Origin of the sequence: Aminivibrio sp. (assembly GCF_016756745.1) — a bacterium.
In the GTDB taxonomy this organism is placed as follows: Bacteria; Synergistota; Synergistia; order Synergistales; family Aminobacteriaceae; genus Aminivibrio.
In genome coordinates, this window is sequence record NZ_JAESIH010000051.1 from 55536 (window position 1) to 72572 (window position 17037).

At 57.3% G+C, this 17037-nt stretch carries 13 protein-coding genes and 1 tRNA gene; 13 read left to right on the forward strand and 1 reads right to left on the reverse strand.

The window, feature by feature from the left end; genetic code table 11:
* The first annotated feature begins 4 nt into the window (after nt 1-4).
* From JMJ95_RS08105 to JMJ95_RS08165, 13 genes are all read left to right on the forward strand, one after another.
* Entirely contained in the window at nt 5-2497 is a 2493-nt protein-coding gene (locus JMJ95_RS08105; RefSeq protein ID WP_290684365.1) for an ATP-dependent Clp protease ATP-binding subunit, read from the forward strand.
* A gap of 39 nt (nt 2498-2536) precedes the next feature.
* Nucleotides 2537-3370, forward strand: coding sequence for an ATP-dependent Clp protease proteolytic subunit (locus JMJ95_RS08110; protein ID WP_290684367.1), 834 nt, complete (start codon nt 2537-2539; stop codon nt 3368-3370).
* A 29-nt stretch (nt 3371-3399) separates the two neighbouring features.
* Nucleotides 3400-4248: a peptidylprolyl isomerase gene (locus JMJ95_RS08115; protein ID WP_290684369.1), complete on the forward strand. Its 849-nt coding sequence runs from the start codon at nt 3400-3402 to the stop codon at nt 4246-4248.
* A 159-nt stretch (nt 4249-4407) separates the two neighbouring features.
* Entirely contained in the window at nt 4408-5964 is a 1557-nt protein-coding gene (nhaC, locus tag JMJ95_RS08120) for a Na+/H+ antiporter NhaC (RefSeq protein ID WP_290684370.1), read from the forward strand.
* Nucleotides 5961-6407, forward strand: coding sequence for a hypothetical protein (locus JMJ95_RS08125; RefSeq protein WP_290684372.1), 447 nt, complete (start codon nt 5961-5963; stop codon nt 6405-6407). Before nhaC ends, JMJ95_RS08125 begins: the two co-directional genes overlap by 4 nt.
* A 74-nt stretch (nt 6408-6481) precedes the next feature.
* Nucleotides 6482-7585 carry a transaldolase gene (tal, locus tag JMJ95_RS08130; RefSeq protein WP_290684373.1) on the forward strand — a complete coding sequence of 368 codons (1104 nt, stop codon included), beginning with the start codon at nt 6482-6484 and terminating at the stop codon, nt 7583-7585.
* Between the two features lie 79 nt (nt 7586-7664).
* A tRNA-Ala gene (locus JMJ95_RS08135) sits at nt 7665-7740 on the forward strand.
* A gap of 679 nt (nt 7741-8419) precedes the next feature.
* Nucleotides 8420-8830, forward strand: a complete 411-nt coding sequence (gene speD / locus JMJ95_RS08140; protein WP_290684375.1) for an adenosylmethionine decarboxylase — start codon at nt 8420-8422, stop codon at nt 8828-8830.
* 583 nt (nt 8831-9413) lie between these two features.
* Nucleotides 9414-10616: a M20 family metallopeptidase gene (locus tag JMJ95_RS08145; RefSeq protein WP_290684377.1), complete on the forward strand. Its 1203-nt coding sequence runs from the start codon at nt 9414-9416 to the stop codon at nt 10614-10616.
* A gap of 12 nt (nt 10617-10628) precedes the next feature.
* The gene (locus JMJ95_RS08150) at nt 10629-11918 is read left to right on the forward strand and encodes an amidohydrolase (RefSeq protein ID WP_290684379.1); all 1290 of its coding nucleotides are present in this window, start codon (nt 10629-10631) and stop codon (nt 11916-11918) included.
* A gap of 92 nt (nt 11919-12010) precedes the next feature.
* Nucleotides 12011-13579, forward strand: coding sequence for an AbgT family transporter (locus JMJ95_RS08155; RefSeq protein WP_290684381.1), 1569 nt, complete (start codon nt 12011-12013; stop codon nt 13577-13579).
* 295 nt (nt 13580-13874) lie between these two features.
* Complete coding sequence (locus JMJ95_RS08160) at nt 13875-14993, forward strand: iron-containing alcohol dehydrogenase (RefSeq protein WP_290684383.1); 1119 nt, start codon at nt 13875-13877, stop codon at nt 14991-14993.
* A 40-nt stretch (nt 14994-15033) separates the two neighbouring features.
* Nucleotides 15034-16212: a DegT/DnrJ/EryC1/StrS aminotransferase family protein gene (locus tag JMJ95_RS08165; RefSeq protein ID WP_290684385.1), complete on the forward strand. Its 1179-nt coding sequence runs from the start codon at nt 15034-15036 to the stop codon at nt 16210-16212.
* Between the two features lie 66 nt (nt 16213-16278).
* Here the strand turns inward: JMJ95_RS08165 and kdsB are convergent, their stop codons facing one another.
* Complete coding sequence (gene kdsB / locus JMJ95_RS08170; protein WP_290684386.1) at nt 16279-17013, reverse strand: 3-deoxy-manno-octulosonate cytidylyltransferase; 735 nt, start codon at nt 17011-17013, stop codon at nt 16279-16281.
* Nucleotides 17014-17037: the final 24 nt, after the last annotated feature.

Sequence of the window (17037 nt, forward strand, 5' to 3'; positions counted from 1 at the left end):
ATTCATGTGGCAGTTTTTCACTGAGAGAGGCAAAAAAGTGGTTCAGCTTGCCCACAGAGAGGCTCTTCGCCTCGGGCATGACGTCATTGGGACGGAACATATCCTTCTCGGCATCCTTGCCGAAGGGGAAGGAGTGGCTGTGCAGGCCATGGAGTCTCTCGGGATCAATCTTCACGAGATGAAGCGCCGGCTTGAGGATTCGGTGGGCAAGTCTCACCCCATCCTCAAACCGGTGGATCTTCCTCTCAGCCCGAGGGCAAAGAGGGTGCTCGATCTTTCCATCAGGGAAGCCCGGAATATGGGCGTCAACTATGTCGGGACGGAGCATATCCTTCTGGGTATTCTGGCCGAAGGCGAGGGCATGGCCGCCCAGACGCTCCAGTCTGTAGGTGTTGATCACGCCCAGCTGGTCAGGGAAATCCAGCGGTTCCTCGGAGGGACCGACAGCGAAGGTGACCGGGGAGCGGAACCCTCGGTCGAGACGGGCCGGAAAAAGGGCCGGACGAAGACCCCGACTCTTGACCAGCTTGCCCTTGACCTGAGCGAAAAAAGCAGGAACGGCGAGCTGGATCCCGTCATAGGGAGAACCAAGGAGATCAGGAGAATCATCCAGATTCTCTCGAGGAGGACGAAAAACAACCCTGTTCTCATAGGCGACCCGGGCGTGGGGAAGACGGCCATCGTGGAAGGGCTTGCCCAGAAGATTGCCGAGGGGGACATTCCGGAAATTCTCAGGGACAAAAAGGTCATGCAGCTCAATATGGGGAACCTTGTGGCGGGAACCAAATACCGGGGAGAGTTCGAGGAACGCATGAGAAAACTGGTGAAGGAACTTTCCGAGGCCAGGGACGTCATCCTCTTCATCGACGAGATCCACACCATTGTCGGAGCGGGCGGGGCCGAAGGGGCCGTTGATGCCGCCAACATTCTCAAGCCGAGCCTTTCCCGGGGAGAATTCCAGGTTATCGGCGCTACCACCCTGGACGAATACCGAAAGCACATAGAAAAGGACGCTGCCCTGGAGAGGAGGTTTCAGCCCGTTCATGTCCACGAACCGAGCGTGGACGACTCCATTCTCATCCTGGAAGGACTCCGTGACCGGTACGAATCCCACCACAGGGCGAAGATCCGGGATGATGCCCTTGAGGCTGCGGCGCGTCTTTCAGCCAGGTATATCACCGACCGCCATCTCCCGGACAAGGGGATCGACCTCATTGACGAGGCGGCCGCCAGGGCGAGGATCAACGCCATGGAGACTCCTGACTCCTTGAAAGAGATGGAGAAGAAGCTTGAGGAAATCAGGAGGGAAAAGGAGGGTGCCGTCGATTCCCAGGAGTTCGAAAAAGCTGCCCGGCTCAGGGACGATGAGCGGAGGCTTTCGGAGGATCTGGAGGAAGAACGGCGGAAGTGGCGTTCCCGCAGAAACTCCTACCAGCCTATTGTTACGGGCGAGGACATTGCGGATGTTGTGGCCGAGTGGACGGGAATTCCCGTCTTTCAGCTCACCGGAGAGGAATCGGAGCGGCTCCTCAGGATGGAAGAGGAAATTGAGAAACGGCTTGTCGGCCAGAATGATGCGGTGGTTTCCGTCGCCAGGGCTATTCGTCGCGCAAGGAGCGGACTGAAAGACCCAAGGCGGCCCATCGGCAGCTTCCTTCTTCTTGGCCCGACGGGAGTCGGAAAGACGGAACTCGCAAGGCGTCTTGCGGAATTCCTTTTCGGTTCGGAAGATACCATGATCCGCCTTGACATGAGTGAATTCATGGAAAAGCATGAGGTGTCCAAACTCATCGGGGCCCCTCCGGGATATGTAGGCTATGAAGAGGGGGGCAAGCTCACCGAAGCGGTCCGCCGGAGACCCTACTCGGTGGTGCTCTTTGACGAGATCGAAAAGGCCCATCCCGATATTTTCAACATCCTGCTCCAGATTCTGGAAGATGGACGGCTGACCGACGGTCAGGGGAGAACGGTGGATTTCCGAAATACAGTCATCCTCATGACAAGCAACGTGGGGGCGAGGGAAGCGGCCAAGGGGTCTACCCTCGGCTTTTCGGGGGGAGACGAGAAAGACCCCTTCGACTGGAGCAAACTCAAGGCGGCGATCATGGACGAGGTCAACAGGACCTTCAGGCCGGAATTTATAAACCGCCTCGATGAAATGATCGTCTTCCGGCCCCTGAACAGGGAGAGTATGATGGCCATAGTGGCTATCATGGTCGAAGAATTAGTCTCCAGGCTTTCCTCCAGGGGCATCGTCCTCTCTGTAGGTGATGAAGTCCGTTCCTTTATCCTGGAAAAGGGGTACCAGCCGAAATATGGGGCCCGCCCTCTCCGGCGGATCATCCAGACGCTCATTGAGGACAGGCTGGCCGATTTCCTGCTTGGGAAGGGAAGCACCGGTGGAGAATGCATCGAGGCATTTCTTGACGGCGGTGAAGTGCGTTTCCGTTCCGTCGCGTGCAGAAAACCCGATCTCGCGGAAACGGCTTCAAAATAGAAAAACAACTTTTCCCCTTCGGGCGGAAGGAGGATCCCAATGGACGGGTCATTTTTCTGGCTGTACTTTCTCCTCATTTTCATTATCTTTCCCCAGCTGAAGCAGCAGCAGCTCCAGTGGCGCAGGGTGGCCGCCATACGGAACTGCGAAAAAAGGCGCGGGACTCGGATCATCACTCTTATCCACCGTCAGGAGACCATGGGCTTCTGGGGCATGTTTTCCCGGAACTTCATCAACATCGAAGATTCGGAGGAAATACTGAGGGCTATTCGTCTCACATCTGATGAGACACCGATCGACATTATCATCCACACCCCCGGCGGGCTCCTTCTGGCAGCGGAGCAGATCGCCAGGGCGCTGAAGCGTCATCCGTCAAAAGTGACGGTGGTTGTTCCCCACTACGCCATGTCCGGGGGAACCCTTATCGCCCTGGCGGCGGATGAGATCCTCATGGACAGGCACGCCGTCCTTGGGCCGGTGGACCCCCAGATCGGCAAATTCCCGGCGGCCTCAATTCTGAAAGCCGTGGAGAGCAAAGCTGTAAACGACGTGGACGACGAAACCCTCATCCTGGCTGACGTGAGCAGGAAAGCTCTTCGGCAGACGCGGGACCTCGTATATGAACTGGTATCCGACCGCCTTGGAGAGGAGAAGGGAATGGAGCTGGCAACCGCACTCACCGAGGGGCGCTGGACCCATGATTATCCGATCACGGTGGATGAAGCGGCAACTCTCGGACTGCCGGTGGTACCGAACGAACACGATTTTTTCAGCAATCTCATGAGCCTCTATCCCCAGTCCTCTTCAGCACGGCCGTCAGTTCAGTACATCCCCGTGCCGTATCCTGGTCGCCCCTCCGGCGGCCGTTCATGAAAGGACACCTTCTGATATGGAGGTTCATAATGAAACGGCGGATCCGGAACGCATTCTGTACTCTTCTTGTTCTTCTGGCAGCGGCTTCTGCGGCAGGGGCGGCAGAAACAGTCCTCGCGGTTGGGGACGAAAAAGTGTCGGCGGAAGAGATCCTTTACCTTCTGGGCCTCGAATTCGGAGGAAACGATGCCCTTGCCGCGCTTGCGGCGAAAGAAATGACGGACGAGGAACTTAATGGATTTCTCGGCAGGGTTTCCATGGCTCTTCTCTTTTCCAGGGGGGCTGTTCTCAAGGGACTCCACCTTGACCCGAGAATAGCCGCCCAGATACGGTGGAACCAGATCAACCTTCTGGCAAATGCCTATATCGCCTCTCTCGCACCCCGGCTTGCCTTCGGTGAAAAAGAACTGAAAGCTGCGTATGAAAAGAACCGAAAAAAATATGTTCGTAAAGGCAGCGCGAGGATCAGGCATATTTTCGTCACATCCGAGGAAAAAGGACGGTCGGCCCTTCTTGCCCTTCTCTCCGGCGAGGATTTCTTTTCCGTGGCCGGGCGTTTCAGCGAGGATCCCGCCTCATTCCCGTCAGGAGGCGATGCCCGGTGGGTTGAAGAGGGAACGCTTCCGGCAAGCCTGGACAGACTCGTATTCTCTGTCCCTCTCAATACGGTCCTCGGGCCTGTGGAAGCCGGCGACGGCTTCTGCATTTTCGAAGTGCTGGAACGAAAAGAGCCCCGTTCTCTCACGTTCGCTGAAGCGAAAAAACTCGTCACCGCCGATCTTGAGCAATCCGTCCTCTCCGAAGAGGCCGCTTCTCTCGCCGGGCGGTTTCCTGTCGTTTCCAGTCCTGACATCCTGGGACGTTTTCCGGTACGTTAATTTCCGACATGTTTTCGGGGGTGCGGCTTCTGCTGCACCCTTTTTTCTTTCCCTCCAGGCAATGTACTTAATGGACAGATGAAATATCTCTCTCTATAATGAAAAAACGCCCGACCGGATAGAGGCGAAATTTCTGGGATACGGAAAGGATGGATTTGTATGGAGATTGAAAGGGGAAGAAAACCCCGCTTCGGCGAAGCCCTCTTTGTTCTCGCTGTCGATGCTCTTATCATAAGCTACGGAGTTCTGGACATCAAATTCGAGTCAGGCGCCGCCTTCGGGCTGGCTCTCTCGGCCCATGTGCCCCTTTTCATAGCGGCGGTCTTCACCGCTCTTGTCGGAGTGTTCTTCATCGGGAGGAAATGGCGTGACGTGGAGGAAGGGATGATCAACGGCATCACCGTTGCCCTTCAGGCCGTCCTGATCCTCATGACCATAGGTGGACTCATCGGAGCCTGGATCCAGAGCGGAGTCGTTCCCACCCTCATCTATTACGGGCTGAACCTCCTTTCTCCCCAGTACTTCCTCCTGGCGTCCCTCCTCATATGCTCGATCGTGTCCCTCTCCACCGGCAGCTCCTGGAGCACCAGCGGCACCGTGGGCATCGCCCTTATGGGGATAGGCGCCGGCCTTGGCGTTCCTGCTCCCGTAACGGCAGGATTTGTCATCTCCGGGGCCTATTTCGGCGACAAGATGTCCCCCCTGTCTGACACTACGAACCTCGCCCCGGCAGTGGCCGGAAGCGATCTTTTCAGCCATATCCGGGCCATGATGTGGACTACCGGGCCCACTCTTCTGATCGTGGCGGGAATTGCCGCCTACATGGGTGGAAGCTACAGCGGTGCCGAGCTCGACAATTCAAGGATATCCGTCATCCAGCAGATGATGTCCGCCGAGTTTGTCATATCCAAGATCGGGTTCCTTCCTCCCCTCCTCGTGCTCGTTCTTGTGGCGCTGAGAGTTCCCGCCCTGCCCGGTATAACTGCCGGAATGCTGCTCGCCTCGGGCATGTCCCTCTTCCATGGAGTCGGCCTCGGCGATGTGCTTGGAGCGCTTCACTCGGGATATACTCCGGTCCTTTTCAGCCAGGTGGCCGAGTCTGCAGACATAGGAGCCGTAAATGAACTTCTCAGGGGGGCCGTCGTTTTCCAGCCGGAAAGTTTCGATACCGTAAAGGAAGTGGCCTCCATGCTGAACGACCTTCTCGCCCGGGGCGGCCTGACGGGCATGCTTGAAACAGTGGCCCTCATCCTGGTAGCCCTTGTTCTGGGCGGCATCATGGAGACCTGCGGTTTCCTCGAGGTGCTCCTCGAGCGGCTCATGGAAAGGGTGAAGACCGTGTTCGGCCTCGTGGGGGCGGTTATTTCCTCCTGCGTGTTCACCAACATGTTCCTCGGGGACCAGTACCTCGCCCTGGTCATGCCGGGAAGAATGTTCCGGCCTGCATTTGAGGAATTTCGAAAGGACGGTAAAGGACTGGACCCGAAACTGCTTTCCCGTACTCTCGAAGATTCAGGAACCCTCACGTCGGTCCTCGTCCCCTGGAATACATGCGGAGCATACAACAGCGGCGTTCTCGGCGTGCCCACCCTTTCCTACCTGCCCTATGCCTTTCTCAACTATATCAACCCTCTCGTGGCGCTTCTCATGACCAGGTTCGGCATCGGAGTGCCCTGGGTTGAAAAGGGCGAGTCCGGGGAGGTTTCAGGGGATTGATCAGCACGAAGGTTTTTTCGGGCAGCGGGCTCCCTTTCCCCCGGTGGTTGAGGGGTGCCGGTCTGCTGGCAGGTTTCTTTCTTCTATCCGACGGGCTTCGCCGCTTCCTTTCAGGAGGCGGCCTGTCGGCCTTTATTCCGTACCTCCTGGTGGGATCCGCCTGTGTCTACGTGGCTGGATATGACAAGAAAATCACCCTGTCAGACAAGGGATTTGTACGGCAGACCCTTTTCTGGGGGAGAGGGAGGACGGAGGTTCTTCCCTGGAGCGAAATGGAAGAAATGATCCTCATGCCGGCCGCGAAAGGCACCGGGGTCCTGTTTCCCATGAAGAACAGGGGGTGGAGGGCCTTTTTCCCAGATGCGACGGAAGCGGATCTCCGTGCAGCGGCGGCGGAATTCAGGCCGGATCTTCCTGTTTTCACCGGCACCGGGCCCCGATGATTCAATTTCGGCAAGGTGGTGCCGAACTCGGGATGGTTCAGGCTCATATCTGAAGAGGAGAGGATTTTTTCAACATGACAAAGGACAATTCGATTTTCAGAGCGCTTGCCCTCGGGCAGAGCATCTGGTGCGACTTTCTCAGCAGGGATCTTCTTCGTTCCGGCAGGCTGGACAAAATGATCGAAGAAGGTGTGCGGGGAGTGACGACCAATCCCTCCATATTTGAGAATGCCATAGGAAAGACCTCCGATTATGACGGGGACATTCTTTCCATGGTAAGGCAGGGAAAAAACAGGGAAGAAATCTATACATCTCTTACCGTGGCCGACGTTCGGGAGGCTGCCGACCGGTTCTTCCCGATATACGCCGGGAGCGGCGGCAAGGATGGTTTCGTAAGCCTTGAAGTCAGCCCTCTTCTCGCCCACGACGCGGAAGGAACGGTGTCGGAGGCGCAGACCCTTGCCCGGCTCACGGAAAAGAAAAACGTCATGATCAAGATTCCGGCGACCCCGGAGGGCATGAAGGCGATCCGCCGCTGCATTGCCCTGGGCATCAACGTGAACGCTACGCTCATTTTTTCGGTACGGCAGTATCGTGAAGTGGCTGAGGCTTTCATTGCAGGCCTTGAGGATCGGGCATCGGAGGGAAAGCCGCTTTCGGGCATTGCCTCCGTAGCTTCACTTTTCGTGAGTCGTGTGGATACGGCAGTGGACAAGCTTCTCGCTTCCAAAGACACAGGAGGAGCCCTCGCCGGCAAAATTGCCGTGGACAACGCACGGGCAGCCTACATGGACTTTGAGATCATCTTGTCCGGCCCCCGCTGGCGCTCTCTTGAAGAAAAGGGAGCCCAGGTTCAGCGGCTTCTCTGGGCAAGCACGGGAACAAAGAATCCTGACTATTCGCCGACCATGTACGTGGATTCCCTCATCGGCCCCCATACCGTCAACACAATTCCGCCCGCGACCCTTGAGGCCTTTCTCGCCGGAGGGACCGTCGGCCTGACCGTCACGTCAGACAGGGAAGGGATGAAACGCAGACTCGATAAGCTTGCAGCCCTCGGCATCTCCCTCGATGAAGTGACCGACAGGCTGCTCGAAGAGGGGCTGGATGCTTTTGAAAAAGCCTATATCCTTCTGCTCGAGGTGATAGAGAAAAAAGGGCAGTCACTGGCCGGCTGATTTTTTCTCTGTTTATTTTTCATTCCGGTCGGGTTGACAGAATCGGCGAGGCTCCTTATAATACTCCCGTTGTGCGTAAGGGGCTATAGCTCAGCTGGGAGAGCGCTTGAATGGCATTCAAGAGGTCAGGGGTTCGAATCCCCTTAGCTCCACCAAGGACAAAGAAACAGGTAGAGCATAAAGATTCCGATGGAGACGCCCGGCATTTCAATGTCGGGCGTCTTCATCGGAATCAGGAAGATGCCCGGCATACTCCAGACTGAAGGACAATCCCCGGCGATGCAGCGGAACGGACCCCTAAATCCGCTAATCTTTCAGGCAGAGGGAGTGTCGCCGGGCATACGGTGAATTCGCCCTCCCCAGGGGCGAAGAGATCTCGCTCCGCGCTTTTTGCTGATGAATCCCCCGGGGGGAGGGCGCCTGAGGGGAAAAGAAACCGGCACGGACGTCGGTTTCACAGGCAGACAACAGGCGAACTCAGGGAGCCGCGGGACTCGCCCGGGCAGTTGTCACGAACGACAATCTGCACCCCCTGCCCAAGTAGTCCCCGTGACGCTCCCCGCCGGGGTGCGGATTTAGGGGACCGCCCCGCAGTCTTCCAACCCTGTGCATTTATGATATAATTCCTCAGGAATTCAAATACGGATGCTCGTCGGAGCAGTGCAGAGGTTACCACCTCTGCCGAATTTTGATAAAACAGGCGGGAACGGGGAAGTTGCAGGATGGCGGCATCGCCGCCGCCATTGTTTTGATGATCAGGCCGGCCGGTGAGATTATCGGCCGGCCTTTTTCTTCCCTTGGAAAAAAATATCTGCCTGGAAGAGGAGGGGGAAAATGGCACCGCAGGGGTTTCATTTCATAGTGGAGGCTTCAGGGTGCGGACCTGTCATTTCTCAGGTTGACAGGCTGCAGGAAATTCTGGTGGAAGCGGCGAAAAGGGCCAAAACCCAAGTGTGGTCAGTTTCTTTTCACCGTTTTCCCCCCGATGGCGTGAGCGGCGTCGTGGTAATCAGCGAATCCCATCTCTCCATCCATACATGGCCCGAAGTGGGGTACATGGCCCTCGATATTTATACCTGCGGCGAAGAAAGCAAACCTCAGGTTGCAGTGGACTACGTTCTGGAACAGATAGGCGCAAAACAGACTCATATAACGGAAATAACGAGAGGGCTTGACGACGGGGACATGGAATATTACCACTCCTTTGTCACCTGGCAGGAAGTGCTCAAGCGCAACGGAAACTGACAGCGGGGCCCGAAAGAGAAATCCGTTCTCTTCCGGGCCTTTTTCTTTTCCTGGGGGCCATAAAGGGACAGGCACAATGGAAAGATGGCGGCATTCCCCTAAATCCGCAGGCTTTTCAGCCAGAGAGAGTTGTCGCCGGGCATAGGGTGAATTCGCCCTCCCCGGGGGCGAAAAGGATCTCGCTCTGCGCTCTTTGCTGATGAATCCCCTGGGGAGGGCGCCTGAGGGGAGAGAAACCGACACGGATGTCGGTTTCACTGGCAGGCAGCCGGCGAACGCAGGGAGCCGCGGTGGTCGACCGGGCAGTTGTCACGCACGACAATCTGCATCCCCCGCCCAAGGGAGTATCGGTGACGCTCCCGCCGGGGTGCGGATTTAGGAGACAGGTGTTGAAAACGTACCGTCCTTATGTTACTTTATTTTCCAACTGAGCGGCAGCAACCGCCGCCATCAACGGCAGCCCCGGCGGCCAAGCGGACCAAGAGCCTGCGTTTTTTCTCATCGATCCTCATCCCTTTTCTTTCTCCCGATGTTCCTTCTCGGGGAGACTGCACCTGAAAATCATTCTTTTGGAGGAACTGTCATGAATCAGCAGTTAAAACCTGTCGTCGCCCGTTATTTGGAAAGAATACTTGACCTGCGCTGCCGGATTCACCGGGAGCCTGAGCTCAGTAACCAGGAAAGCGGAACCGCCGCTCTCGTGGCCGGGGTCCTCCGGGAGACGGGCATGGATGTGATCGCTGGTTTAGGAGGAAACGGAGTTGTCGGCATCCTCAAGGGAGCGGAGGATGGTCCCTGCGTAGCGCTCCGGGCTGACATGGACGCCCTTCCTATGGAGGAAAAAACAGGTCACCCCTGCGCTTCCTCAAAAAAAGGAGTAATGCACGCCTGCGGCCATGATGTGCACACAGCATCGCTTCTCGGCGCCGCCCTCGTCCTCTCCGAGTTGAAAGAACGCATCCGCGGGACTGTCAAGTTCATTTTCCAGCCCGCCGAGGAGGCAAACCCCACGGGAGGGGCCCCCGGCATGATTTCCGCGGGAGTCCTGGAAAACCCGGCTGTGGATGCGATCTTCGGCATGCATGTATGGCCCTCCCTTGTGACGGGAACAGTGGGGACGAAAGAAGGTCCGCTTATGGGGGCTTCCGACAGACTCTTCCTCACCGTGAAGGGAAAGGGAGCTCACGGATCCGAGCCGGAAAACGGTGTGGACGCCATCGCCATCGCCGCCCAGGTGATCACAGCCCTCCAGACTGTTGTGTCGAGAAACGTCAGCCCCCTCGATGCCGCCGTGGTGTCCATCGGGACCATCCGGGGAGGCAACAGATATAACGTCATCGCTGATGAAGTCGTCCTCGAGGGGACGGTCAGGACGATCAGCCCCGAAACCCAGGGAAAGATGCCCTCCCGCATAGAATCCATCGCTGCGGGCGTGGCCCGGGGAATGGGAGGAGACTGCGAAATGGAGTACGTGAAGGGGTACCCCCCGCTCATGAACGATCCGGCCCTGACGAGGCTTGTTTTTTCCACGCTCTCGGAGATAATCGGTGAGGAGAAGATTGTTCGGGTGGAGAAGCCCGCCCTCGGGGGAGAGGATTTCGCCTTTTTCAGCCGGAAGATCCCGGCCCAGTTCATGTGGCTGGGATGCAGGCCCGAGGGAGTGGCGAAGGAAGACATGGCTCCTCTGCACAACAACCGGTTCCTTCCCGACGAGAAGGCTATTCCCCTCGGCGTGGAAATCCTTGCCGCCTGCGCTCTTGATTTTCTTGCGGCGAAACGAGACTGAAAGGGGATCACCATGACGGTTCTTGGTGAAGAAAAACTGCGGAAGTACACAGATCTCAGAAGAGATTTCCATGCCCATGCCGAAACAGGCTGGACGGAATTCCGGACTACGGCACGTATAGCGGGTATTCTTGACTCTCTCGGATATGACGTTCTTGTGGGCAGGGACGTGCTTGACCTGGACTCCGTCATGGGACGCCCCTCCGACCAGGAAATCGCCCCTTTCGTTGAGCGGGCCCTTGCCCAGGGAGCCGATCCCGGGTGGATCAAAAAAATGGACGGTTACACGGGAGCGGTGGCCTTGCTCGACACCGGAAAACCGGGACCGGTCCTTGCGTTCCGTTTTGACATCGACGCCGTGGATGTGTCCGAGGCGCAGGACGAGAAGCACCGTCCGTTCCGGGAGGGTTTTTCCTCCATGAACGATAATGCCATGCATTCCTGCGGTCATGACGCCCATGCCGTCATCGGCCTCGCCCTTGCGGAACTGCTCATGGAAAGAAAGGATTCCCTCACGGGAGTGATCAAGCTCATCTTCCAACCTGCCGAGGAAGGTGTCCGGGGAGGGAAAGCCATAGCGGCCAAGGGTTTTCTCGATGATGTGGACTTTTTCCTCGGCGCCCATGTAGGAATGGGGGTTCCCACCGGGAGCATCTCTCCTGCGTGCGGCGATTTTCTCTGCACCACCAAGTTCGACCTGACCTACAAGGGCAAGGCGGCCCATGCCGGAGGGGCTCCGAATGAAGGCCGGAACGCCCTGCTCGCGGCGGCCTCCGCCGCCCTAGCCCTTGCCGGAATTCCTCCCCACAAGGACGGGGCGACCAGGATCAATGTGGGAGTCCTCCAGGCAGGGAGCGGCAGGAACGTTATCCCTTCCAGGGCGGTGATGAAAGTGGAAACCCGCGGCCTGACCATGGATCTGAATTCCTACGTGTACGACAGGGCGATGGAGATCGTTTCCGGAGCTGCCTCCATGTACGGCGTGGAAATGTCCATGGCGAAGATGGGAGAGGCGGTGGATGCCCTGAGCGACGAAGAGCTGGCCGGGATCGTCGGGGAAAAGGCCGTGACTATCGGCGGCATCGAACGACTTGTCCCCCCCATCAGCCTCGGCGGCAGCGAAGATGTTTCCTGGATGATGAGGGCTGTCCGGAAAAGGGGAGGCAAAGCGGTGTATTTCGTCCTCGGCACCGACATCGCTGCCGGACACCACAACGAGTATTTTGACATCGATGAAAAAGTGCTGGACTACGGCCCCGCACTTTTCGCGGAACTGGCCCTTTCTCTTGCGGCCGGAAAATGAAAGCCTGAAGGAGGTGGGGAGAGAACGGGATATACAAACGAATCATGAAGGAAAGACAGACTGCCCCATAATTTTGCAAAGGAGGTAATTTCATGGCTGAAACAGTGCCCCCCCAGAAGAGGACTCTGTTCGAGAAATTCATCAAGGGGATCGAGATCGTCGGAAACATGCTCCCTCATCCCTTCTGGCTTTTCGTCTATCTTTCGATCATCGTCCTCGGACTGTCCTATTATCTTTCCGAGGCCGGAGTCTCCGTGACCTACATGGCGGCGAAGGCCGGAGAAGCTCCGAAGGAAACCACCGTCACAGTTCTGAACCTTCTCTCTTTCGCTGAAATGAGGAAGTTCATGGCCGGCTTCGTTAGAACCTATGTCAATTTCGCACCCCTTGGCCTGATCATCGTCATGACCCTCGGAATCGGCCTCGTGGAGCAGTCCGGGATGATTTCCGCCCTGATGCGGAAAACCATTCTCGGCGCCCCCTCCTACATGGTAACCGCAGTTCTGGCCCTGGTGGGTATCAACGCCAACCTCGCCTCCGACGCCGGAATCATCTTCACCCCGGTCATCGGCGGCGCAGTCTTCAAGGCCCTGGGCCGAAATCCCTGGGTCGGCATCATCGCCGGCTTCGCGGCGGCGTCAGGAGGTTTCACGGCGAACTTCTTCATTGCGGGAACTGACGCCCTCCTCGCCGGAATCACCCAGTCGGCGGCCCAGGGAATGAACGTTCCCGGACCGACCCACCCCCTTATCAACTGGTACTTCATGGCTGTGGCCACCCTTGTCGTCATGTTCGTCACCACGTGGGTGACTGAGAAATTCACCGTCCGGGTTCTCGGCGATAGCGCCCACGACAAGGATTCCGACGAGCTGCTGAAGCACGCGGTCACCCCCGAGGAGAACCGGGGACTCCGCTTCGCAGCCTTCATGGCGGTCCTCGTCATCGGCGTCCTGCTGTACCTCACCCTTCCCGAAGGCTCCTTCTTCCGGGCCGATGACGGAACCATCGTCCCCCGCTCGCCTTTCCTGAGCGGCATAGTGGCCATCCTCTTCTTCATGTTTTTCTTCATCGGCATCGCCTACGGCTTCGGCGCCGGGACCATCAAGAAAATGGACGACGTGCCAAAGCTCATGCAGAAGGGGCTTGCCGGAGGATTGAGCTTCATGGTGGTGGTTCTTCCCGCAGCCATTTTCGTCCAGTTCTTCAACGCCAGCAGACTTACCACCATCCTTGCGGTCAACGGCGCCCACTGGCTCGAAAGGATGAACCTCGGCGGCATTCCGCTGCTCATCATGTTCATCCTCCTCTGCACCTTCATCAACCTGTTCATCACCAGCGGTTCGGCCAAATGGCTCATCCTGGCGCCCATCTTCGTTCCCATGTTCTCCATCGTGGGCTTCTCGCCGGCTCTTACCCAGTTGGCGTACCGAATCGGCGACTCTTCGTCCAATATCATCTCCCCCCTGTCGTACTACGTGCCGGTTATTATCGGGCTTCTTGAGCAGTACCGCTCCGACCCGGACACGAAGATAGGCATCGGAACAGTTATCTCCCTGGAGATGCCCTATACCATCGCCTACCTCATCTGCTTCACCGCACTGCTCATTGTGTGGTATCTGCTGGGCATCCCCCTGGGCCCAGGCACTTCCGCGCTGCTGTAGCAGAAAAGGCCCATCCGGACCCCGGTTTTCCGGGGTCCTTTTTTTCTATCCCCCCGCGGCGGCGGTTTGCGGGGAAACCATACATCACCTTTCCTTCCGGACCCCGGCGCTCGTTTATCCCCGATGAAAATAATCCTTTTCGCCTGAAGTACTCTGGACCTGAGAAAAAAGTTGGAGTACACTTTTCTCCGTGTTTCTCCCGCTGTTATGTATTCCCTTTCTTTCAGTGACGGTTGGGGGAAAAAGGGAAGCAGCGGTGTGGGACAATTCTTTCGAGGTTTGGGGTGAAACAGAAATGAAAAACGTACCGGCGGACATGGAAGGCTTTCTTTCTCTTCAGCCCTGGTGGCGCACCGAGGTTCCGACAGAAATAATCCGTTCCCGCGAAGGAGTCGGGGAGCTTCTTCACAGGCTGGAGAAGGAAAAGAAGAATCCCTTCTTCGTGGTGGACTCTGTTCTGCGGAACCAGCCTGTTTTCGCGCCCCTTTTCGGGCAGGAAGCCCTGTATCTTTTCGACGCCTCAGCGTCGGAACCCAAGACGGGAGATGTCGACACCGTCGTCTCTATCGTGAAAAGCAGGACAACATCCCATGATGTGGTGGTGGGAATCGGCGGGGGAGGAACCATGGACCTTGCGAAGGCTGTGGGCATATGCCTTGCCAATCCAGAACCAGCCCATGTGTACCAGGGATACGGTCTGGATATGAAAAAAGGGGCGGATATCTGGGTCCTTCCGACGCTCAGCGGGACTGGGGCCGAAATTACGCCTATCGCGGTTCTCCGCGGTCCCGAGAAGAAGCTGGGCATCAACAATCCCTATACAGCACCCTCAGTGGCTGTCATAGACCCAGGGCTTACTTCGGGGGTCCGGAAATACAACCGTTTTTTCACCTTGATGGACTGCTACTTCCATCATTATGAGATCATGAAAAGCGCAACCAGCTCCGGAGATGCCGTTTCCGACGCACTTGACGGCCTCTTTCTGTCCAAGGGGATCCTGACGTCCGGGGTGGAAGAGTTCCGGATGGACAATGCAGTACGGTCGGCCATGGCCTCCATTCTCGGAGGAAGCAGTACTATCGGCGGGAGAGTCGGGGCTGCCCATGCCATTTCGTATGGGCTGAGCAACTCCGCACCAACCCTTCCTCACAGCGTGGCCGTAACCATCGCCATGCTTTCTCTCGGCGACATCTATCCCGACGGCTGCGAGGATACGATCACCTTTCTCCGGATAAACGGTATGGAGACCCCGAAAGCGCGAGACTTCGGAATAGGGGCGGACGACGTGGGAAAAATGACGAAAACGGCCCTCGGCATGGAGAAACTATGGCAGAGCTGTTTCGGCGACAGCTGGAAGGAGAGGGCCACAGAGGAGTATATCCGGGGAGTCTATGAAAGAATCGTTTCCCGGTAGGGCAAGGTACTTCTGGAAGAAAACGACGGGGGGAAGACCGATGGCAGGAACGGAAATTTTCGGGAAAGAAGAACTGGCAGCAGTTCAGGATGTCATTGAACGAAAGGTGATCCACCGTTACGGATCTCACGGAGTACGAAACGGCATTTACAGGGTGGAGGAGTTTGAAAACAGGGCCGTGGAAATCACCGGAGCCCGCCATGCCCTGGCAGTAGCCAACGGAACGGCCGCCCTCATCGTCGCCCTGAAGGGAATCGGCATTCGGCCGGGGGATGAAGTCATCACGTCGCCCTTTGCCTTTATTGCCACAGTCGAGGCGATCGTGGCCTGCAACGCCGTTCCGGTACTCGGCGACATCGACGAAACACTGAGCCTCGACCCGGCCTCTGCGGAGAGGCTTATCACCGAAAAAACCCGGGCTATCATGCCGGTCCACATGTTCGGAGCCGCAGCGGACATGGAGAGGTTTACCGAGCTCGGGAAAAAGTACGGCATCCCGATTATCGAGGATGCCTGTGAAGTCGTCGGCGGCACCTACAAGGGAAGGATGCTCGGCAGCCTGGGAACATGCGGCACCTGGAGCTTCGATCCAAACAAGACTCTCACGGTGGGCGAAGGCGGAATTGTGTTCACGGACAGTGACGAAATCCATTTCAGAATGGACTGCTACCATGACCACGGGCATGTCCACAGCAAAGAGCACGACCGGGGCGCCGAGGCTAAGTCGGGGCTTGGAGTGAACTTTCGGCTCAGCGAACTGCAGGGAGCCCTCGGGCTTGTGGCGCTGCAGAAAATGGACTATGCTCTTGGGCTTCTCCGCTCCACAAAGAAGAGAATCCTTGATGCCGTTTCCGATACGGGAATTGTTCCCCGCCCTACCCATAACGGTGAGGGGGACACGGCGTCTCATGTGATTTTCATGCTGCCCTCCGCGGAGTCAGCCGTTACGTTCAGGGATGCCGCCATTTCAGCGGGGTGCGGGTGCTCCATCATCGCTGACAACACATGGCATTTCGCCAAACACTGGAAGGCCCTCGAATCAATGGGGGAGAAGGACTGGTTCGGGACAAAAACCCCATCCTATGCTCCTGCGACCATGGCCCAAAGCGACGGACTGCTGGCCCGGGCCGTCATGTTCGGCCTCAATATCATCATGGATGACTCTTCTGTGGAGAAAATGATCCACGCGATTCGAGCGGGGGCCGGGGCTGCTCTCTGAGATATCTTCTTCGGGGAAAGAAAAGCGGGTCTCCGGGAAAATGCCGGGGCCCGCTTTTTGGAGGAGCTAAAAGCCGCAGTCGGGGTGGAGTTCCAGGTATCGTTCCAGGGCTTCCGCGTCCTCCGGGGTGTCAATTTCGATGGTGTCCCGCTCCACGGGAACGCAGGCGATGGAATGTCCCCTTTCAAGGACCCGGAGCATTTCCAGGCTTTCCGTTTTCTCGAGGGGCGTCTGTTCCCAGGAGGAGAATTTGAGCAGGAAATCCCTTCGCCAGCAATAGGGTCCGATATGCTTGTAATATACAGGGTCTCCGCTTCTCGGGTAGGGAATGGGGGACCGGCTGAAGTAGAGCGCCCTGCCGCCTGCATCGAACACCATTTTGACAATGTTCGGTGAGAGAACTTCTTCCTCCCGTTCAATCCGCTTCGACAGGAGGGCGAGCATGACGACAGGATCATCCATGGCTGCGGTCAGGGAATCTATCATGTCCGGTCCTACAAGGGGATCGTCGACCTGGACATTGAGGACGAGATCGGAAGGTATTTTTCCTGCGACCCATGCCACCCTGTCGCCTCCGCTCGGCAGTTCCGGAGGCGTGAGCATGCATTCTCCGCCGGCATTTCGTACTGCTTCCGCAATCCGGTCATCGTCTGCCGCGACGATGATCCTGTCCACGGAGGAACACATTTTCACCCGGCGCAGTACCCTGACGACAAGGGGAACCCCCCCCACCGGGAGAAGCGGTTTCCCGGGGAGCCGAGTGCTTGCAAATCTGGCGGGAATGACGGCGAGGGTTTTCATGATCCATCTCCTTGTGTGGAAGAA